We start from the raw sequence: 20,540 nt of genomic DNA on the forward strand, positions 1-20,540 counted from the left end.
GGAAGCCGGTTAATCCTAATGAATGGACACGGGATATCGTGGTAGCGAAATGAGCGACTCACCGAAACGCCCGCGCATCGTCCGCAACGACCATAGGGCACTGCACCCGCCGACTTCGGTCGATTGGAAGCCGAGTCTCGCGGTGAGCGTCATCGTCCCCGCCTATGGCGGCCAAGACGAACTCGATCTGGCATTGGCGGCCCTCGCCGCGCAGTCCTATCCGTCGAGTCTCATGGAAGTGATCGTCGTCGACGATAATTCGACGCCGCCGCTGCGCCTCCCGGACCTGCGCCCCGAACACACGCGGCTGGTCGTCACCACAGGCGAGTCCTGGGGTTCCGCGCATGCGGTCAACACCGGCGTCAACCACGCCGACGGCCAGGTCGTCCTGCGCCTCGACGCCGACATGGTCCCCTACCGCGACCACGTCGAAGCCCAACTGCGCTGGCACCACACCGCCGACTACCTCGCCGTGCTCGGCCACAAGCGGTTCGTGGACTGGGAAAGCGGTCGGTTCACCCCCGAGCAGGTGCACGAGAAGGTCCTCGCAGGCGAGGCCGAGGCCCTCTTCGCCGTCGAGGACTCGCAGCCGCACTGGATCGAGAACGTCATCGCCGACACCGACGGCCTCGTCCAGCACCACCCGGGGATCTTCCGGGTCTTCGTGGGCGCCACCAACTCCGTCCACCGCGACTTCTTCAAGGCCGTCGGCGGACTCGACACCGACCTGCGGCTCGGCTCCGACACCGAGTTCGCCTACCGGCTCGCGCAGGCCGGCGCCGTGTTCGTCCCCGAGACCACCTCCTCCGCATGGCACCTCGGCATGCCCCAGATGGTGCAGCGATGGGACGAGGGCCGCCATCAGCGCGTCCCCTACATCGCGCAGCGCGTCCCGCTCCACGGCATGCGCCGCACCGCGCCGCCGCGCGCCTGGCGGGTCCCGCTGGTCGACATCGTCATCGACGTCAAGGACGCCGCCGCCGCCGATGTGGACGCCTGCGTCGCCCCGGTCCTCGCCGGACCCGACGGCGACGCCCGCATCACCCTCGTCACCGGGCAGGGCCCCGCCCCGCAGGACCGCGACTCGATCCTCGCCGGCGACGGCGCCCAACTGCGCCTCGTCGAGGAGGCCTACGACGTCGAAGCGCGCGTCCGCATCACCGCCGAAGCGCCCGCACCCGACCCCGCCGTCCCCTACCGGCTCGTCCTGCCGAAACCCGTCCCACTGCGGCCCGGCGCCATCGGCAGGCTCATCGCGAGCATCGAACGGACCGACGCCGGACTCGTCCTGGCCGACCTGCCCCACGCGCCCCCCGCCCGCCTCGAACGCACCGCGGCCTTCGCCCGCGCCCGCCACATCACCGACGGCGGCGGACTCGACCAGGTCGTCGCCGGCATCTGGGGCGCCACCCGGTGCACCGGCCTCACCGCCCCCGCAGCGGGCCCCACGGTCTACGAACCCGGTCCCCCGGACGCCGTGCGCCGCTTCCTCCGGCGGTACTTCGACGCCCGCCAACGCGCGCGCCTGCGCGCCCTCCTGCGACGGTGACCGTGGACTCCCCCGCGCTGCGCGGCAACGACTACGGGCCGCTCACCCGGCCGGCCGACGACTGGGAACCGCGCTTGAGCGTCAGCGTCGTCATCCCGGCGCACGGCCGGCAGGACAAACTGGACCTCACCCTCGCCTCCCTCGCCGCCCAGACCTACCCGGCCGGGCTCCTCGAAGCGGTCGTCGTCGACGACGGCTCCGAACCGCCGCTGCGCCTCCCGGAGATCCGCCCCGAGTCGACCCGGATCGTCCGGCCGCTGCCCGGCGGATGGGCCTCAGCGCACGCCACCAACTCCGGTGCCGCCCAGAGCGACGGCGACGTCCTCCTGCGCCTCGACGCCGACATGCTCGTATTCGACGACCACGTCGCCTCGCAGCTGCGCTGGCACCACGCCGCGGACTACCTCGCGGTGCTGGGCCACAAGCGGTTCGTGGACTACCGGGCCGGGGACCTCGACCCGGCCGCCGCGCACGAGGCGGTGCTGGCCGGGAAGGCCGCCGACCTGTTCGACTTCGAACGCTCCGAGCCGCAGTGGATCGAGACGATCATCGACGCCACCGGCGGGCTGCGTCAGGCCGACCACCGGGCGTTCCGGGTGCTCGTGGGCGCGTCGTTCTCGGTGCACCGCCGCCTGTTCGAGGCTTCGGGCGGCATGGACGCGGACGTGCTGCTCGGTTCGGACACGGTCTTCGGGTACCGGCTCCACCAGGCCGGCGCGGTGTTCGTGCCCGACGACCGGTCCTCCGCGTGGCACCTGGGGCCCCGCCAGATCGCCGAACGCGGCGACCTCGCGAAGGCCTACCGGCGCCCGCGCATCGCCAACCGGGTGCCCGAACTGGATCCGAAGCGCCCCAGGGCCGCCCGGGCCTGGGAGACGCCCCTGGCCGACGTCGTCATCGACGCCCGCGGCGCGACCGCCGAGATCGAATCCAGTGTGGACCGTATGCTCGCGGGGGCGGTGCCCGATGTGCGCGTGACGCTCCTCGGCGACTGGCCGGGCCCGCACACGGGCCGCCACCACATGCTCGACGACCCGGAGCTCGAGGCGCGGCTGCTCCTCGAATCGTTCCGCGGCGAGCACCGCGTGCGGTTCGCGTCCGAGTTCGAACCCGACCCCAAGGTGCCGTATGTGATCCGGGTCCCCGCCGCGGCGCGGCCGGGACCCTCGACCGTGGCCTCGCTTGTGGCATATGCGAACGGGCACCGGCTCGGCCTGCTCGAGGTGGCCGCGCCCGGGGGCGCGGTCCGTTTGGAGCGGACCGCCGCGGCGGCGAGGGCCGCGCACCTCGGCGTCGGCATCGACGCGGTCTGGGGCAGTGCGAGCGTGTCGGGCAGGCACGCCGAGGCGGTCGGGGCCTTCGCGTCAGGAACCGGAGACCCGCGGACCGGGCATCGTGGACTGCGAGGGAAGGCCCGGGGCCTCCTCCGCCGCGTGCTGGACCGCTGAAGCGCCGACCGAGCGGGGCGCGGGCGTGGCCTCCGCTTCGGAGGCGGTCGGCTCCGGCGCGGGTGCCGGGATTCCCGGACCGGTCCGGTTGACGCGCTTGGCGATCCGGTACACCTGCCGGAACGCCTCGTAGCCGATGTAGGCGCGGGCGGCCAGGAGCCGCTGCTTCAGTCCGGTCACGCCCTGGGCGGGCCGCCAGGCGCCGGGCCCGGGGTGGTAGCGGCGGTACAGCTCGGAGGTGCGGCGGAAGAACTCGCGGCGTTTCTTCGGCTCGACCCGCTCGGTGTTGCCGATGACGAGCAGCAGATGCCAGACCATGTGGTTGAACAGGGCCACGCGGATCCCGGCGTCGTCGACGCCTTCGAAATCGTCCCAGGTGCGCTGCCATTGGGTGAACACGTCGAAGTGGCGGTCGTCGCGGGTGCGGGTGATCGAGGACCCGGCCCTCTGCCGCCACTGGTAGCAGCATTCGACGACCACTGCGATCCGCTCGGCGCGGCGCAGCAGCGCGTACGTCCACGGGATGTCGGTGTACCAGCCGGTGGGGAAGCCGAGGTCGATGGCGTCCAGGAACGCTCGCCTCGAGACCTTCGTCCACGGAGTGTGGGTGTAGTCGACGATGCGCGGCCATTCGGCGAGGGTGAATCCGCTGGGATCGGCCGGGCAGTGCGCGGCGAGCTCGGGGAGTTCGCCGGTCTCGATGGCCCCGGTGTCGCGGCGCTTCTCGTGCTGGACGAGCACGACGTCCGGCGGACGGGGTCCGGACACCGCGGCGAGGACCCGGTCGACGGCGCCGGGCTTGAGCTCGTCGTCGGCGTCGACGAACCACACGTAGTCGCCCTTCGCCTGGGCGAGACCGAAGTTGCGGGCCGGGCCGGAGCCGGCGTTCACGGGCGTGGTGACGACCTTGACGCGTTCGTCTCGGGCGGCGTACCGCTCGGCGACTGCACTGGAGCCGTCGGGCGAGCAGTCGTCGACGACGACGATCTCGAGCTCGTCCCCGCCGCCGTCGATGACGGTGTCGAGGCAACCGGGGAGGTATTCCTCGGCCTCGAAGACGGGGATGACAATGCTCAGAACGGGCATGGGTCGATACTAGCCCCGACGGGACACCCATATTGACCAACGAATAGGACGCGTGTCACGCCGCGGAAAGGGCATCGCCGCATGTAAAAGGCGGATTTCCGCTGGTGCCGCTTAGACATTCGGCGTTATCGGAGACTCGTTCATGAATAGTGAAATCTTTCCGAGCACAAGGTAAACAATCCGATCGGGCGACGAATGATTTGACTCAACGTGTCGTACAGATGAACAATTGCAATACAAGTATCAACATCTTCCCTGGCCAGGCTTGCGAAGTTCGCTATTGCTAATGTTGATCCCGGCACCCCGAGACGCCTTCTGAATCGCAAAGGACTCCACTGTGGCAACTGTTGACGAAGCAGCCCGCCCAATCGACCTGGTCGTGGTCGGCCAGGGTTACGTCGGTCTGCCGCTGGCCCAGGCCGCGATCGCGAAGGGCCTCACCGTGGTGGGCCTCGACCGTTCGCAGCGCGTCGTGGACGCGCTCAACGCCGGGTCGAGTCACATCGACGACGTCTCGGACGCCGAGCTCGACGTGATGCTCCGCGGCGGGTACACCGCTTCGACCGACGCCTCGGTGCAGGCGCGGGCGAAGGCGATCGTCATCTGCGTGCCGACGCCGCTGGGCGAGGCGGGGGGCCCCGATCTGGCGGCGGTCGTCGGCGCGTCGCACGCGGCCGGACAGCACCTGCGTCCCGGCACGCTCGTGGTGCTGGAGTCGACGACGTACCCGGGGACCACTGAGGAGGTCGTGGCGCCGATCCTGCGTGAGGAGTCGGGGCTGGAGGCGGGCGTGGACTTCCATCTCGCGTTCTCTCCCGAGCGGGTCGACCCGGGCAACCCGGTGTACGGGATCGTCAACACCCCCAAGGTGGTGGGCGGGCTGACGCCGGCGTGCACGGCCGCCGCGAGGGACCTCTACGGGCGGTTCATCGATCGCGTGGTGGAGGCGAAGGGCACTCGCGAGGCGGAGATGGCGAAGCTGCTGGAGAACACGTACCGGCATGTGAACATCGCGCTCGTCAACGAGATGGCGGTGTTCTGCCGGGAGCTCGGCGTGGACTTGTGGGACGCGATCGGTCTCGCGAAGACGAAGCCGTTCGGGTACCAGGCGTTCTATCCGGGGCCGGGGGTCGGCGGGCACTGCATCCCGATCGACCCGAATTACCTGTCGTACAAGGTGCGGACGCTCGGCTACCCGTTCCGGTTCGTGGAGTTGGCGCAGGAGATCAACAACCGGATGCCGGAGTATGTGGTGACGCGGGCGATGGCGCTGCTGAACGGTTCGGGCATCGCGTTGTCGCGGGCCCGGGTGCTGCTGCTCGGGGTCACGTACAAGCCCGATATCGCCGATCAGCGGGAGTCGCCGTCGACGCCGGTGGCGCGCAAGCTGATCGCTGCGGGCGCGGAGGTGGCGTACCACGATCCGCATGTGCCGGTGTGGAGTGTGGGGGCGGAGCAGGTCGAGCGGGTCACGGAGCTGGAGACGGCGAAGGCGGACTTGATCGTGCTGCTGACGAATCACGCCGGCTACCGGTCGGACGTGCTGCCGGCGGGGGTGCCGGTGCTGGACACGCGGGGTGCGCTGCGAGGCGCCGAAGGCGTCGAGGCGCTGTAGGCGGCCCCCGCCCTCCCAGGGGGGCGTCCCCAGGCCAATCCTGACGCGGGGGTCCGACAGAAAACCTCCCGTCTTACCGTCGTAAGCCGAACTGTCACTCGAAAGCGTGAGAGCACCGCCGCGAGCCTCACGGCTCGCGGTGGTTTTCAGTACTCCGCCCCGGCGGACCTCCGAACCGCGAGACGGCCCGGCCGCCTTCGGGCGCTAGGCGACGGCGCGGGCGAACTTCCGCGTCGCCCACCATACGAGCACGATCGCGAGCGCGCCGATGTAAGCGGCGGCCTGCCAGATCGCGTCCGCGCCCATCTCGCCGCTGAAGAGCGAACGGGCGGCCTCGACCGCGTAGTAGAACGGGTTGAAATCGGCCACGTTCTGGAGCCACTGCGGCGCCAGCGCCATCGGGAGCATGATGCCCGAGAGCAGCATGATCGGCTGGACGAACGTGTTGAGGACCGGCGCGAGGGTGTCCTCGCTCTTGAGGACGATCGCCACGCCGTAGGAGAGCGCCCCGAGCATGAACGAGGTCAGGATGATGATCCCGAACATGAGGAACACCCCCGGCCAGTAGATGCTCAGGCCGCCGATCGGCGCCGCCAGAAGCACCAGGATGAGCGCCTGGACGAGCGTGGTGGTGACCGTGGCGAGGGTGCGTCCGATGAGGAGCGCGGCGCGGCTTACGGGGGTGACGCGCATGCGTTCGATGACGCCCGCGCGCAGTTCGGCGATGAGTCCGAAGCCGACGAAGGTGGAGCCGAACAAGGCCATCATGATGATGAGGCCCGGCACGAAGGTCTCCATGGCGCCGTTCTGGAAGCCGGGCATGCCGCCGGGCACGTCGTCGAACGAGTTGAGCAGCGGGGCGAAGAAGATCAGGAAGTACAGCGGCTGGATGATCATGACGACCAGCCACACCGGCTGCTTGATGTTGAGCTTCATGGCCCGGGAGTAGACGAGCCAGGTGTCGTGGAGTGCCTTCATGTCAGTGCTCCTCTCGCAGCGAGCGGCCGGTCTGCTTCAGGAACACGTCGTCGAGGCTGGGCCGGTGCAGCTCGATGGACGCGGGTGAGATGTCCTGGGCGTCGAGGGCGCGCAGGAGCTCGGGGAGCGCGGCGGCGCCGTCGTCGACGTACATGCGCAGGAGGGCGACCCCGGTGGCGGGGTCGGGTTCGCCGGATTCGATCTCGCGGACGAAGTCCTTGGCGCCCAGGAGTTCGACGGCCTCGGCGCTCTGCGCCGCGACGCCGATGGCGACGACGTCCCCGGCGACCGCTTTCTTCAGGTCGAGCGGCGTGCCTTCGGCGACGATCTCGCCGTGGTCGATGATGGCGAGCCGGTCGCAGAGGGCGTCGGCCTCGTCGAGGTAGTGGGTGGTGATGAAGATCGCGGTGCCGCGATCGCGCAGGGCGCGGACTTCGTCCCACATGTGGGCGCGCGACTGGGGGTCGAGGCCCGTGGTGGGTTCGTCGAGGAAGAGGAGTTTCGGCTCGTGCATGATGCCGAGTGCGATGTCGAGGCGGCGTTTCTGGCCACCGGAGTAGGTCTTAACGGTGCGGTCGGCGTAGTCCTCGAGTTGGAAGGCGGCGAGGACTTCGAGCGCGCGCTGCTGGGCGCGTCTCTTGGACATGCCGTAGAGGCGGCCTTGCATGACCAGTTCCTCGCGGGCGGTGACCTCGCCCCAGGTGCCGCCCTCCTGGCCGACGTAGCCGATGTCGCGGCGGACGTTCGCGGACTCCTTGGCGAGGTCGTGGCCGCAGACGACGGCGTGGCCCTCGGTGGGTTCGATGAGGGTGCTGAGCATCCGCATCGTGGTGGTCTTGCCGGCGCCGTTGGGGCCGAGGAGACCGAAGACCTCGCCCTCCTTGACGGCGAGGTCGACGCCGCGGACGGCCTCGACCTCTTTGCCGCGGGACTTGAAGGTCTTCTTCAGCCCCTTGGTCTCGATGAGCATGGGTACCTCACGGGTGGTTGAACGGTAGTCCTATTTCCTTGTTCAAGTTTGACTATAACTTCGGGGTATCAGGCGGCACAACCAGGTATAGAGGAGGCAGTGAGATTAGTCAAAGGGATACTATTGGGGCATGTGGAGCACGCGTCTTCTCGTCCTCGGCCTCGTCCGCTGGCTCGGTCCCGTCCACGGCTACCTGGTGCGGAGGGAGCTGGACACCTGGCGGATGCCGGGCATGGCCGAGATCGGCGCGGGCTCGATCTACCACGCGCTCAAGAAGCTCACCGCCGACGGCAGGATCGAGGTCGTCACCACCGAGTCGGTCGACGCGCGGCCCGCGCGGACCACGTACCGGATCACCGCCGCGGGCGAGGCGGAGTTCCAGCGGACCCTGCGCGAGAAACTCTGGGACGTCTCCGGGGGCGAGGACCCGTTCGGCACCGCCTGGTCGTTCGCGCAGGTGCTCACCCCGGCGGAGAACACGGCGATGCTGCGCCAGCGGGCCGAGGTGCTCTACTCGCGCGTCGACCAGGTGACGGTGCTGCTGGCGGCGACCACCCCTGAGTTCGTCCCCAGCGACGAGGGCGCGTTCGTGCCCGCCCACGCGCGGGCCATGATGAAACGGCAGATCGACCTGTGGATCACCGACGCCGAATGGTGCGAGGAGACCGCGAACCGGATCGAGACCGGCGACCTCGTGATCGGCCCCGAGCTCGACGCCGAGAACGCCGCGCACTGGCGGGAGTCGATCAAGGGCGACCGGTTCCTCGACAACGCCCGGAACCGCCAGGCCCTGCTCGACGATCTCGACCCCGACAGACGTGACCTGAACGGCCGTTTAGGAGATCATGCGAAAAAATCGACAACCCTCCTTATGGAGACCCTCCAAACGTTGAGCGATTTATATCGGTTCGTCCCGGCTCCTGATGATGGCGTCGTCCCGGTCTCCGATATGCGGCCATTACACTGCGGAACGTGCGCAAGGTTTTGATCGCCAACCGCGGCGAGATCGCAGTGAGAGTCATCCGGGCCTGCCGGGACGCCGGGTACGAGTCCGTCGCCGTATACGCCGACGGCGATCGCGACGCACCCCACACACTCCTGGCCGACGAGGCCTTCGCCCTCGACGGCCTCACGGCCGCCGACACCTACCTGCGGATCGACAAGCTGCTGCGGATCGCCGAGCGCTCCGAAGCGGACGCCGTCCACCCCGGGTACGGCTTCCTCTCCGAGAACGCCGAGTTCGCGCAGGCGGTGATCGACGCCGGGCTCACCTGGATCGGCCCCACCCCGCAGTCCATTCGCGACCTCGGCGACAAGGTGACCGCCCGCCACCTCGCGATGAAGGCGAACGTGCCGCTCGTCCCCGGCACCAAGGACCCGGTGAAGGACGCCACCGAGATCCTCGCGTTCGCCGACGAGCACGGCCTGCCCGTCGCGATCAAGGCCGCCTTCGGCGGCGGCGGACGCGGCCTCAAGGTCGCCCGCGACCGCGACGAGATCCCCGACCTGTTCGAATCCGCGGTCCGCGAGGCCGAAGCCGCCTTCGGGCGCGGCGAATGCTTCGTCGAGCGCTACCTCGACCGGCCCCGCCACGTCGAAGCCCAGGTCCTCGCCGACACGCACGGCAACGTCATCGTCGTCGGCACCCGCGACTGCTCCCTCCAGCGACGCCACCAGAAACTCGTCGAAGAGGCCCCCGCACCGTTCCTCACCGACGAGCAGCGCGCCATCATCCACAACGCCGCCAAGGCCATCTGCAAGGAGGCCGACTACCACGGCGCGGGCACCGTCGAGTTCCTCGTCGCCGTCGACGGCACCATCTCGTTCCTCGAGGTGAACACGCGGCTCCAGGTCGAACACCCCGTCTCCGAGGAGACCAGCGGCCTCGACCTCGTCCGCGAGCAGTTCCGCATCGCCTCCGGCGAGGCCATCGAACTCACCGCGGACCCCGCGCCGCGCGGCCACTCTATCGAGTTCCGCATCAACGGCGAAGACCCCGGCCGCGGGTTCCTCCCCGCCCCCGGCGCCGTCACCCGGCTGCGGCTCCCGGCCGGGCCGGGCGTGCGCGTCGACACCGGCATCGAAGAGGGCACCGTCATCGACGGGAACTTCGACTCGCTGCTCGCCAAGGTCATCGTCACCGCGCCCACCCGCGACGAGGCGCTGCGGCGCTCCCGCCGGGCTCTCGCGGAGATGGAGGTCGAAGGCCTCGCCACCGTGCTGCCCTTCCACCGGGCCGTCATCGAGGACCCCGCGTTCGCCGAGGACTTCACCGTCCACACCCGCTGGATCGAGACCGAGTGGGACAACACGCTCGAACCGTTCGGCGCGGGCGCGGCCGCCGGCGGCGACGCCGAAGATCGCACCAGCCTCGTCGTGGAGGTCGGCGGCAAACGCCTCGAAGTGTCGATCCCTGCCGGGCTCCTCAACCCGGTCGCGTCGAACAAGCCGAAGAAGCGCGGCCCCAAGAAGAAGACCGACGCCGGCCCGGCCATCGGCGGCGACGGCCTGCCGTCCCCGATGCAGGGCACCATCGTCAAGGTCGCCGTGGCCGACGGCCAGACCGTCGTCAAGGGCGACACCATCGTGGTCCTCGAGGCCATGAAGATGGAGCAGCCCATCGAAGCGCACAAGTCCGGCACCGTCTCGGGGCTCGAAGTGAGCATCGGCGACGTCGTCGCCGCCGGGGCGCCCATCTGCCAGATCTCCGAGTGACCGACGCGTGCCGCTTCACGCATCTGTCAGATCGCAGACTTACAACCGAGCGCTTATCGAGGGACAATAGTCAGTGCTGTGCGTAGCACCACAAGCACTGCTCTCTTCGACCGAAAACGGGTTAGGGTTCCCGGCGGCGGCATTCCTCCGTCCGGAACCCGACCGCTCCCTACAGCCTCGGCGACGCTTGCGAGCCGTCAATTGGCAAGGAGACAGCCATGCGCTTCATCGACGGACAACCCGGCCACGACCTCACCTACTCGGACGTGTTCATGGTCCCCAACCGGTCGAGCGTGGCCTCGCGCCTCGACGTCGACCTGTCGACGGCCGACGGCACCGGGAACTCCATCCCCATCATCGCGGCCAACATGACCGCCGTCTCGGGCCGGCGCATGGCCGAGACCCTCGCCCGCCGGGGCGCGCTCGCGGTGATCCCGCAGGACATCCCCGTCGACGTCGTCGCCGACGTGATCGCCCGCGTCAAGTCCCGCCCGCTCGACTGCGACGCGGCACTGACCCTCCCTCCCACCGCCACGGTGGCCGAGGCGATCGCCCTGTTCCCCAAGCGCGCGCACGGCGCGGTCATCGTCACCGACTCCGAGCGGCGCCCGCTCGGCGTCGTCACCGAGGCCGACTGCCGCGGCGTCGACCGCTTCACCCAGCTCGAACAGGTCGCCTCCGACCGGCTCGTCACCCTGCCCATGGGCCTCTCGAACGCCGAGGCGTTCAAGGTCCTCGAGGACGCCAACGTCAAGCTCGCGCCCGTGCTCGACGCCGAGGGCCGCCTCCACGGCGTGCTCACCCGGGCCGGGGCCCTGCGCAACACCATCTACCGGCCCAACACCGACGCGAACGGCAAGCTCCGCATCGCCGTCGCCATCGGCATCAACGGCGACGTCACCGGCAAGGCCGCGGCGCTCGTGGAGGCCGGTGCCGACGTGATCGTCGTCGACACCGCCCACGGCCACCAGGAGAAGATGCTCGACGCGCTCAAGCTCGTGCGCGACGCCGCCCCGCACCTGCCGATCGCCGCAGGCAACGTCGTCACCGCCGAAGGCGCGACCGACCTCATCAACGCGGGCGCCGACATCGTCAAGGTCGGCGTCGGGCCCGGCGCGATGTGCACCACCCGGATGATGACCGGCGTCGGACGCCCGCAGTTCTCCGCGGTCCTCGAATGCTCCGCGACCGCGCGCCGCCACGGCAAGCACGTGTGGGCCGACGGCGGCGTCCGCCACCCCCGCGACGTCGCCCTGGCCCTGGCCGCGGGCGCGTCGAACGTCATGATCGGCTCGTGGTTCGCCGGGACGCACGAGTCCCCCGGCGACATGCACTACGACGCGGACGGCCGGGCTTTCAAGGAGTCCTTCGGCATGGCCTCGGCGCGGGCCGTGAAGGCCCGCAGCTCGAGCGACTCCTCGTTCGACCAGGCGCGCAAGGCCCTGTTCGAGGAGGGCATCTCGACCGGCCGCATGTATCTGGACCAGAAGCGCCCCGGCGTGGAAGACCTGCTCGACTCGATCGTGGCCGGCGTGCGCTCGGCCGCGACGTACGCCGGTGCGACGAACCTGGAAGAGTTCCACGAGCGCGCGGCGGTCGGCGTGCAATCGGCGGCGGGCTACACCGAAGGCGCCCCGGTCCCCAGCAGCTGGTAGGCGATCAGGCGAAGCGCGGGCCCGTTTCCTCGGAAGAGGAGGCGGGCCTTCGCGTTCGCCACAGGCCGTCGGCCCGCGCGACCGGTGCGGGTTCAGTGCGGGCGCACCGGCTGGTTGCCGGTGCGCCCGCGCTCGCCTCGCGAGGTGTCCTTGCAGGAGCCGCGCGCGGGTGCACCCGCGCGCGGTCTTCGGGGGCGGCTCCCGGGATTCCCACTGCTGCCGCCGGTCCTGCAAGGGCCGGTCCGCCCCTCCGCGCTTCCACCACCACCGGCGAAGTGGACGTTTTTTATCTACTAACTGTCACAGGTCCCGGAACCATTGCCAAGCACTGATTTCCCGCTTGTGGATAACTATGCGAGTGGTTCTTGTCTTGCCTGTTCGTAAGGCTGTGGATGAACTGTGGAGGGGGAACTCGAGGGTGATCGCACGACGGTCGCCTATGGTCGGCCCGTCAATGCCCCGCGTCTCTTGCCAGCATCGCCGCCTGGACCCGGTTGGCGCAGCCGAGTTTCGCGAGCACCCGGCTCACATAGGTCTTCACCGTCGCCTCGCTCATGTGCACCCGACCGGCGATCTCCGCATTCGACAGGCCCTCGGCGACCAGATCCAGGACCTCGCGCTCGCGGGCGGCGAGCCTCGAGGTGCGCTCCACCGCGTCCCGGCGGCGCGGCGCCGACTCGGGGGCGACCAGACCGAGCACCATCCGGGTCACCACCGGGGACAAATACGCCTCCCCCGCGGCCACGGCCTTCACCGCTGCCACCAGTTCCTCAGGGACGCAAGTCTTCAGCACGAAGCCCGCCGCACCCGCCTCCACCGCCGACAGCACGTTCCCCTCGTCCCCGAACGAGGTCAGCACCAGCGCCCGCGTCCCCGGCGATGCGGCACCGAGGCGCTCGACCACCGCCAGGCCGCCGAGCCCGGGCATGTGCAGGTCGAGCAGGGCCACGTCCGGCCGGTGCCGCTCGACCGCCGCCAGCGCGTCGCGTCCGTTGTGGGCGGTGCCGGCGGCCTCGATGCCCGCCGTCTCGAGGACGATGCGGACGCCTTCGACCACGAGCGGTTCGTCGTCGGCGATCACGACTCGGGTCATCGGGTCTGCGCTCCGGCGATCGAGGTGAGCGGGAGGAGTACGAGGAGCAGGACGACCGTGCCGATGGCCGCCGCTCGGGCGGCTCGCGGGAGCCGCGGGCGCGGTGCGGGGAGTGGCAGCATCGCGCTGAGTCTGAATCGGTTGCCGTCGGTGCGGGTGTCGAGGAGGCCGCCGGCGGCGTCGACGCGTTCCTTGAGGCCGGTGAGTCCGTGTCCTCCGGGGAGGTCGGCGGGTGCTGCCGTGTCGAGGGGGTTGTCGACGGTGACGAGGAGGGTGTCGGCCTCCCAGGTCACTCGGGCGTGTATCGGTTCGCCTGGCGCGTGTTTGGCCGCGTTGGCGAGTCCTTCTTCGAGTGCGGCGTAGGCGGCGCGCGCGGTCGCGGGCGGGAGGGGGCGGGGTTCGCCTTCGTGGTGGAGTTCGACGGTGGCGCCGGCTTCGAGGAATGCCGCGGTGAGGGTTGCGGTCTCGGTGCGGTCGAAGGCGGTACCGGCGGTGCTGTCGTGGTGGGGACTGTCGGGAGTGGTGTTGTGGGGGCCGTGGCCCCGCAGGAGGGTGACGAGGCCGTGGAGGTCTTCGACGGCGGCGCGTACGGTGTCGCCGACCTGCCGGGCGTGGGCGCGGCGTTCGGGGTCGGTCTCTTGGACTTCGAGGGCGGCGGCTTGGACTGCGGCGAGGCCGAGGCGGCGTCCGATCCGGTCGTGCATGTCGCGGGCGATGCGGAGTCGTTCGCGTTCGACGGCGACTTCCTGTTCGCGTGTGGAGCGACGGTAGCGCTGCCAGAGGGCGATGACGACGGCGGCGGCGAGCAGGGCGAGGATGCCGGCGGGCAGGGGTCCGGCGGGCAGGCTGGCGAGGAGCGCGAATTCGGCGAGGACGATCGCGACGGCTCCGAGGAGGCCTCTCATGGGGCCAGGGTACGCAGGGTGCGGGGTGGGGCGGTTCGGTGGCGTGTTCGCTTTCGTCGCCGGTTCCGGCGACGTTCGGGGACTGTCGGGGTCGTGTCGGGGTTCGTACGGTGGCGGGATGATCGAAGTCAGGAATTTGACGAAGCGGTATCGGGGCGGCACGGCCGTCGACGATCTGTCGTTCACGGTGGAGCCGGGTCGGGTGACGGGGTTCCTCGGGCCGAACGGGGCGGGCAAGTCCACGACGATCCGGCTCGTGCTGGGTCTCGACCGGCCGTCGGGCGGGTTCGCGACGGTGAACGGGCGGCCGTATGCGTCGCTGGAGCGGCCGCTCACGGCGGTGGGCGCGTTGATGGATGCGGGTGATCTGCATCCGACGCGGAGTGTGCGGGAGCATCTGCGCTGGTTGGCGCGCAGCAACGGTATCGGGGAGCGGCGGATCGGGGAGGTGCTGGAGGCCACGGGGATGGCCGGGGTGGCGCGGAAGCACGCGAGGACGCTGTCGCTGGGGATGAGGCAGCGTCTCGGTGTGGCGGCGGCGCTGCTCGGGGATCCGGGGGTGCTGATTCTGGATGAGCCGGTGAACGGTCTGGATCCGGAAGGGGTGGTGTGGATCCGGCATCTCATGAAGGGTCTCGCGGCGGAGGGGCGGACGGTGCTGGTGTCGAGTCATCTCATGTCGGAGATGGCGTTGACGGCGGAGCATCTGGTGGTCATCGGCCGGGGTCGGCTGCTGGCGGATACGTCGACGGAGGATTTCGTCGCCGCGCATGCCGGTGCGGACGGCGGCGCGGCGAGCTTGGAGGAGGCGTTCATGCGGTTGACGGGTGCGTCGGTCGAGTTCCGGAGCGGTTCGGGCCGGTCGGGTGGTGTGCGATGAGCGGGTTCGTGCGGGCGGCCGGTGCGGAGTGGGTGAAGATCCGGTCGGTGCGGTCCACTGTGGTCACGTTGGGGTTGTTCGCGGCGGTGGCGCTCGGGCTCGGTTGGGTGGTCGCGAACGGGTTCAGTGCGGGCGGTCCGGCCGGCGATGCGCTGCTGCCGGTCTTCTTCGGGTTGCTGACGGCGCAGCTGGTGCTGGTGACGTTCGCGGTGGCGGCGGTGGGCTCGGAGTTCTCGACGGGGACGATCCGGGCGTCGCTGGCGGCGGTGCCGTCGCGCGGGCGGTGGTTCGCGGCGAAGATGACGGCGATCGGGGTGACGGTCGCGGTCGCGGCGCTGGCCGTGGAGATGGCGGTGTACGGCCTGGTGACGTCGGTGATCGGTGATGATGCGGCGCCGTTGACCGAGTGGTGGACGATCGAGGCGCTGCTGGGCGGGTGGATCCATCTGACGCTGTTGAGCGTGTTCACGGCGTGTGTGGCGGTGGTGCTGCGCAGCACGGTGGTCACGTTGTCGGTGTTGCTGCCGGTGCTGTTCCTTTCGGGGCAGGGCCTGGGGAATCTGGAGGCGATTCGGCCGGTGGTGCAGTATTTCCCGGATCAGGTGGGCATGGTGGTCATGCATATGACGCGGCCGGGGGATCCGCAGTTCGGGCGCGATTACGGGCCTTGGGAGGGGATCGCGATCCTGGTGCTGTGGACGGCGGCGGCGCTGGTGGGCGGCTGGCTCGCGATGCGCCGCAGGGATGTCTGAGCGGTGGTCCGCTGAGCGGTCGCGGCGGCGGGGTCCGGCTGCCGCGGCCGCGCCGCCGCACGTGGACTGTCCACAGTTGCCCGAACCCACATCGTTGCACTTGGTGTTCATATAGTTTCACTCTGTAATCGGCCCGTGTTCGCCGGGCCGCGGACTTCGTGCGGCGCCGTCGGTGTCGCGCGGCACCTACCGAGGGAGCTCCAGTGAAACGCATTGCCAGGTTCGGGGCGGGTTCGATGATGCTCGCGGCGACGATCGCGGCGCTGCCCGCGACGGCCGGAGCCGGGGCCGGGTCCGGCGTGGAAGAGAAGACGCTGCTCGTCTCGGAGGACTTCACCGGCACGACCGTCGGGGACGAGAACTTCGCCTCGCTCAACAGCTGCCTGACGGCGGCCACCGAACTGATCGGCGAGGACGAGTTCGACTCGTGCGCCGACCAGGACGCCGGCCCGGTCCCGACCTCGGGCAGACAGCCGGGCTACCTCCAGCTCACCGACGCCGGCAAGTACCAGGCCGGCGGGATCGTCTACAACGACGCGCTGCCGTCGAGGCACGGCATCGAGGTGACGTTCGCGCAGTACCAGTACGGGGGCACCGGCGCCGACGGCATCTCGTTCTTCCTCGTCGACGGCGACACCGACCTCACCGCGACCGGCGCGATCGGCGGGAGCCTGGGGTACGCCCAGATCGACAACGAGGTGACGGGCGTCCGGCAGCCCGGCGTCGCGGGCGGCTACCTGGGCTTGGGCCTGGACGCCTGGGGCAACTTCTCGGCCGACACCGAGGGCCGCGGCAGCGGCTGCCCCGAGGGCCAGCAGGCCCCCGAGCACCTGCGGATCACGGCCAACCGCGCACCGAACAACGTGGCCCTGCGCGGTCCCGGCGACGGCGACGAGGGCTACTGCCTGCTCGGCACCACCGCCACCGACGAGCAGATCGGCGAGTACACCGACGGCCTCGTCTACGGCACGGACTTCCCCGAAACGCTGACCGTCGGCACCCTCGAGGAGTCGAAGCGGCTCGTGAAGCTCAAGGTCGTGGAGAACGGCGACGGCCAGGCGAAGGTCACGGTCGACCTCGACTTCCTGAACGGCGACGGCTGGTCGCGGGTCCTGGAGGCGACCGTGCCCCGGGACATGCCGGAGACGTTCAAGTTCGGCTTCGCCTCCTCGACCGGCGGCAAGACCGACGTGCACCTGCTGCGCCACCTGCGCGTGGAGTCGCTCACCTAGACCCAGGGGACGCATGACGGGGCCCGCGGCGATTCGCCGCGGGCCCTTTCGCGTGCGCGGGTCAGAACTCCATGAGCTGGCGGGCGGCCTCGGCGACCGAGCCCGACAGGGACGGGTAGATCGTGAACGTCCGCGCGACCTGCTCGACCGTGAGGCGCTGCTCCACGGCCAGCGCGATCGGAGTGATGAGTTCGGAGGCGCGGGAGCCGACGACGACGCCGCCGGCGACGATGCCGGAGGAGTTCCAGGCGAAGAGTTTCACGAAGCCTTCGGTGCGGTCGACCATTTTGGCGCGGGGGTTGGAGGCGAAGGGGAGGAGGACGCCGCGGCAGTCGGCTTTGCCGGAGTCGACGTCGGCTTGGGTGACGCCGACGGAGGCGAGTTCGGGGTCGGTGAAGACGTTGGCGGCGACGTGGGCGAGCTTGATGGGTCGGACGGCTTCGCCGAGGGCGTGCCAGATGGCGATGCGGCCCTGCATGGCGGCGACGGAGGCGAGGGCGTGGACGCCGGTGACGTCGCCGGCGGCGTAGACGCCGGGGACGTTGGTGCGGGAGACCTTGTCGACGGGGATGAAGCCTCGCTCGTTGACGGTGACGCCGTAGGCGTGGAGGCCGAGGTTGTCGGAGTTGGGGATGGAGCCGACGCAGATGAGGGCGTGGCTGCCTTCGATGACGGTGCCGTCGTCGAGTTCGACTTCGACGCCGTTGTCGGTGCGGCGGGCGGCGGCGGCGCGGGAGTGGTTGCGGACGTCCATGCCGCGGCGGACGAAGACGCGGCCGACGGTTTCGGCGGCTTCGGCGTCTTCGTGGGGCATGACGCGGTCGCGGGAGGAGATGAGGGTGACGTTGGAGCCCATGGCGAGGTAGGCGGAGGCGAATTCGGCGCCGGTGACGCCGGAGCCGACGACGATGAGGTGTTCGGGGAGTTCTTTGAGGTCGTAGAGCTGGCGCCAGGTGAGGATGCGTTCGCCGTCGACGGGCGCGGAGGTGAGGGTGCGGGGGGTGGCGCCGGTGGCGATGAGGATGACGTCGGCGTCGGTGTCGTAGGGGTCGCCTTCGAGGGGGACGATGTGGAGTTCGTGGAGGTAGTTGTAGCCCTTGTCGACGCGGAGGGCGCCGCGGCCGTAGACGATGTCGACGCCGGCGTTGACGAGTTTCTGGGCGATGTCGGCGGACTGCTGGGTGGCGAGGCGGCGGACGCGGCCGTTGACGGCGGCGGGGTCGGCGGTGGCTTCTTTGGTGCCGACGCCGAGTTCGCTGGATTCGTGGATCTCGGTGAGGACGGAGGAGGCGGCGATGAAGGTCTTGGAGGGCACGCAGTCGGAGAGGACGCAGGCGCCGCCCGCTCCGGTGGCCTCGATGAGGGTGACGTCGGCGCCGAGTTGGGCCGCCACGAGGGCGGCTTCGTACCCGGCCGGGCCTCCGCCGATGATCGCTACTCGTGCCACGGTGCGCCTTTCGGTGTTCGGGATGCTTCAGTGCGGGCTGGTTTAAGGGTATCTTCGAGTCGTGCATCTCTATGCCGCGTATGGCTCGAATCTCGACCCTGCCCGAATGCGCGCCACGTGCCCGCGGTCGCCGTTGGTGGGGACCGGCTGGCTGGAAGGCTGGCGTCTGACCTTCGGCAATGCCGACCTGGGCTCGGAGACGGCGGTGGCCACGGTGGTGGAGTCGCCGGGCGAGCGGGTGTTCGTGGCGCTCTATGACCTGGATCCGGCGGACCGGCAGGTCCTCGACGAGCTCGAGGGGTTGAATTCGGGGCTGTATCGGAAGATGCACACGCAGGCGGCGACGCTGGAGGCGAACCGGCCGGTGTGGCTGTACGTGTTCGAGGGTTTCGAGGGCGGGCTGCCGAGCCAGTGGTATCTGGACGAGATCATGCGCGCGGCGGAGGCCGCGGGTGCGCCGCAGGATTATGTGGAGGCGCTGCGGAAGCGGCCTACCGCGGAGTGAGCGCGGCGTAGCGGCGCTCGGCGGTGTGAGCGTCGTTCGTTCTTGGTCGGTGTCGGTGCCGGCGCGTACGTTGGGTTTCGGGGGCGCCTGCGGGTGCCCGTCTTGTCGGGACGCTGTTCATGTTCTTGGAACGCGATCGGGGGGAGCCGCTTCGCGGCTCCCCCCGATCGGTTCGCGCCGTGCTAGAAGGCGGGGCTGGCGGCCGCGGCGAGGACGGTGTGGGTCATGACGCGGATGCCGTGGCCGAGGGCGGTCTCGTCGATGTCGAAGTTGCCCTGGTGGATGTCGAGGCGTTCGCCGGGTCGGCCGACGCCGAGGCGGGCCATCGCGCCGGGGACCTGCTCGAGGTAGTACGCGAAGTCCTCGCCGCCCATGGACATCGGGGCTTCGGCGACGGCTTCGTCGCCGAGCGCGGCGGCGGTGGCGCCGGCGAACATCGCGGAGGCCAGGCGGTCGTTGACGACCGGCGGCACGCCGCGCCGGTAGTCGATCTCGCATTCGACGCCGGAGGCGCGGGCGACCGAGCGGGTCACCTCCTGCACCAGGTCGGGGATCATGTCCCAGGTCTCGCGGCCGTGCACGCGGACCGTAGCGCGCGCGAGGGCCTCCTGCGGGATCGCGTTGGCGGCCTCGCCGGCCTGCACGGCGCCGAAGACGATCGCGACGGACTGGCGCGGGTCGAGCCTGCGGTTCACGAGCGCGGGCACGTCGACCACGACACGCCCGATGGCGTTGACGAGGTCGGAGGTCAGGTGCGGGCGGGAGGTGTGGCCGCCGCGGCCGGTCATGCGCACCTCCATGACGTCGCACGCGGCCGTCAGGGGCCCGTTGCGGACGGCGATCTTCCCGGCCTGGAACTGCGGGTCGCAGTGGAACGCGAAGATCGCGGCCACATCCTGCAGCGCCCCGTACTTGATCATGGTGGGGGCGCCGGACGGGAACTGCTCCTCGGACGGCTGGAACACGAGCCGGAACCGGCCGGGCAGGCCTTCGCGCCGCTCGAGTTCGGCCAGGACCCGGCCGAGGCCGATGAGCATCGCAGTGTGGGCGTCGTGGCCGCAGGCGTGGGTGACGCCGGGGACGGTGGAGCGGTACGGGACCTGCTTCGGGTCCTGGATCGGCAGGGCGTCCATGTCCGCGCGGATGGCGATCACGCGGTCGCCGGTGCCGATGTCGCAGGTGAGGCCCGTGCCGTCGGGGATGAGCTTCGGGTCGAGGCCGGCTTCGGCGAGCCGCGCCGCCACGAAGTTCGCGGTGTCGTGCTCCTGGCGGGACAGGCGCGGGTTCGCGTGGATGTGGCGGCGGGCGGCGACGACCTCGCCCGCGTGGGCGGCCAGCCAGCCGTCCAGGAACTCGGGCAGCGGCTTGGACATGGCCTGCTCCTCAGCGGGATCGCCGGAACGGTCGAACGAGGGAAGGGCACCGGGGACCACGAGAGACGACTCGGGCGCGATCGCGCTCGGGCGAGGCTCATTGGATGTTGTGGCGGTACCCATCTCGACGACTTTCTCCGCAGTGAGCGTAAACATTCCTTCGCGCCTCGCAATTCGCGTTCGAGGATCAAAGCCAATGGAGGGCGATCCGGCAAGCTTAATCCGATCGCGCTCCGTTGCGGCCAGCGCCGTGATCTGCGACGCTCGGCGTCCGTACCGCTGGTCCCCGAGCCAGTGGTGACGGTTGCACGACATGCGGTCACGACACTGGAGTCGT

At 70.1% G+C, this 20,540-nt stretch carries 17 protein-coding genes; 10 read left to right on the top strand and 7 right to left on the bottom strand.

The annotated features are described in order from the left end of the window. The first annotated feature begins 49 nt into the window (after positions 1–49). Both JHY01_RS22980 and JHY01_RS22985 read left to right on the top strand, forming a co-directional pair. Complete coding sequence (locus JHY01_RS22980; RefSeq protein ID WP_205328043.1) at positions 50–1,549, top strand: glycosyltransferase family 2 protein; 1,500 nt, start codon at positions 50–52, stop codon at positions 1,547–1,549. Continuing rightward, positions 1,546–2,997, top strand: a complete 1,452-nt coding sequence (locus tag JHY01_RS22985; protein WP_205328044.1) for a glycosyltransferase family A protein — start codon at positions 1,546–1,548, stop codon at positions 2,995–2,997. Before JHY01_RS22980 ends, JHY01_RS22985 begins: the two co-directional genes overlap by 4 nt. On the opposite strand, the gene JHY01_RS22990 is transcribed toward JHY01_RS22985, so the two are convergent. Then, positions 2,914–4,083, bottom strand: a complete 1,170-nt coding sequence (locus JHY01_RS22990) for a glycosyltransferase family 2 protein (protein WP_205328045.1) — start codon at positions 4,081–4,083, stop codon at positions 2,914–2,916. The genes JHY01_RS22985 and JHY01_RS22990 overlap by 84 nt on opposite strands. A gap of 337 nt (positions 4,084–4,420) precedes the next feature. On the opposite strand from JHY01_RS22990, the gene JHY01_RS22995 reads away from it, so the two are divergent. Beyond that, a complete protein-coding gene (locus tag JHY01_RS22995) occupies positions 4,421–5,698 on the top strand; it encodes a nucleotide sugar dehydrogenase (protein WP_205328046.1) in 1,278 nt (425 codons plus the stop codon). Positions 5,699–5,902: 204 nt separating this feature from the next. On the opposite strand, the gene JHY01_RS23000 is transcribed toward JHY01_RS22995, so the two are convergent. Beyond that, positions 5,903–6,676, bottom strand: a complete 774-nt coding sequence (locus JHY01_RS23000) for an ABC transporter permease (RefSeq protein ID WP_205328047.1) — start codon at positions 6,674–6,676, stop codon at positions 5,903–5,905. Position 6,677: 1 nt separating this feature from the next. Beyond that, positions 6,678–7,646, bottom strand: coding sequence for an ATP-binding cassette domain-containing protein (locus JHY01_RS23005; protein ID WP_205328048.1), 969 nt, complete (start codon positions 7,644–7,646; stop codon positions 6,678–6,680). A gap of 130 nt (positions 7,647–7,776) precedes the next feature. On the opposite strand from JHY01_RS23005, the gene JHY01_RS23010 reads away from it, so the two are divergent. The 3 genes from JHY01_RS23010 to JHY01_RS23020 all read left to right on the top strand — a co-directional run bounded on the left by JHY01_RS23010 (position 7,777) and on the right by JHY01_RS23020 (position 12,016). After that, positions 7,777–8,634, top strand: a complete 858-nt coding sequence (locus JHY01_RS23010) for a PadR family transcriptional regulator (protein ID WP_205328049.1) — start codon at positions 7,777–7,779, stop codon at positions 8,632–8,634. Next, positions 8,619–10,361 (top strand): biotin carboxylase N-terminal domain-containing protein, encoded by a 1,743-nt coding sequence (locus JHY01_RS23015; protein ID WP_205328050.1) that lies wholly within the window; start codon positions 8,619–8,621, stop codon positions 10,359–10,361. Before JHY01_RS23010 ends, JHY01_RS23015 begins: the two co-directional genes overlap by 16 nt. Positions 10,362–10,579: 218 nt before the next feature. Then, positions 10,580–12,016, top strand: a complete 1,437-nt coding sequence (locus JHY01_RS23020; RefSeq protein WP_205328051.1) for a GuaB1 family IMP dehydrogenase-related protein — start codon at positions 10,580–10,582, stop codon at positions 12,014–12,016. A 451-nt stretch (positions 12,017–12,467) separates the two neighbouring features. Here JHY01_RS23020 and JHY01_RS23025 read toward each other — a convergent pair whose 3' ends face one another. Together JHY01_RS23025 and JHY01_RS23030 are read right to left on the bottom strand one after the other, a co-directional pair. Next, on the bottom strand, positions 12,468–13,109 hold the full coding sequence (locus tag JHY01_RS23025; protein ID WP_205328052.1) for a response regulator transcription factor: 642 nt from the start codon (positions 13,107–13,109) through the stop codon (positions 12,468–12,470). Continuing rightward, positions 13,106–14,014 (bottom strand): sensor histidine kinase, encoded by a 909-nt coding sequence (locus tag JHY01_RS23030; RefSeq protein ID WP_205328053.1) that lies wholly within the window; start codon positions 14,012–14,014, stop codon positions 13,106–13,108. The genes JHY01_RS23025 and JHY01_RS23030 overlap by 4 nt, the downstream gene beginning before the upstream one ends. Positions 14,015–14,132: 118 nt before the next feature. On the opposite strand from JHY01_RS23030, the gene JHY01_RS23035 reads away from it, so the two are divergent. From JHY01_RS23035 to JHY01_RS23045, 3 genes are all read left to right on the top strand, one after another. Next, positions 14,133–14,894: an ABC transporter ATP-binding protein gene (locus JHY01_RS23035; RefSeq protein WP_205328054.1), complete on the top strand. Its 762-nt coding sequence runs from the start codon at positions 14,133–14,135 to the stop codon at positions 14,892–14,894. Beyond that, positions 14,891–15,646 carry a hypothetical protein gene (locus JHY01_RS23040; protein ID WP_205328055.1) on the top strand — a complete coding sequence of 252 codons (756 nt, stop codon included), beginning with the start codon at positions 14,891–14,893 and terminating at the stop codon, positions 15,644–15,646. Before JHY01_RS23035 ends, JHY01_RS23040 begins: the two co-directional genes overlap by 4 nt. A 203-nt stretch (positions 15,647–15,849) precedes the next feature. Further along, positions 15,850–16,878: a hypothetical protein gene (locus tag JHY01_RS23045; RefSeq protein WP_205328056.1), complete on the top strand. Its 1,029-nt coding sequence runs from the start codon at positions 15,850–15,852 to the stop codon at positions 16,876–16,878. Positions 16,879–16,939: 61 nt separating this feature from the next. Here the strand turns inward: JHY01_RS23045 and JHY01_RS23050 are convergent, their stop codons facing one another. Then, on the bottom strand, positions 16,940–18,325 hold the full coding sequence (locus tag JHY01_RS23050; protein ID WP_205328057.1) for an NAD(P)H-quinone dehydrogenase: 1,386 nt from the start codon (positions 18,323–18,325) through the stop codon (positions 16,940–16,942). Positions 18,326–18,386: 61 nt separating this feature from the next. Between JHY01_RS23050 and JHY01_RS23055 the strand changes: the two genes are divergently transcribed. Further along, positions 18,387–18,830, top strand: coding sequence for a gamma-glutamylcyclotransferase family protein (locus JHY01_RS23055; protein WP_205328058.1), 444 nt, complete (start codon positions 18,387–18,389; stop codon positions 18,828–18,830). A 182-nt stretch (positions 18,831–19,012) separates the two neighbouring features. Here JHY01_RS23055 and JHY01_RS23060 read toward each other — a convergent pair whose 3' ends face one another. Then, positions 19,013–20,203, bottom strand: a complete 1,191-nt coding sequence (locus tag JHY01_RS23060) for an amidohydrolase (protein WP_205328059.1) — start codon at positions 20,201–20,203, stop codon at positions 19,013–19,015. Positions 20,204–20,540 lie beyond the last annotated feature (337 nt).

The sequence above is a fragment of the Glycomyces sp. YM15 genome (assembly GCF_016918015.1).
In the GTDB taxonomy this organism is placed as follows: domain Bacteria; phylum Actinomycetota; class Actinomycetes; order Mycobacteriales; family Micromonosporaceae; genus Glycomyces.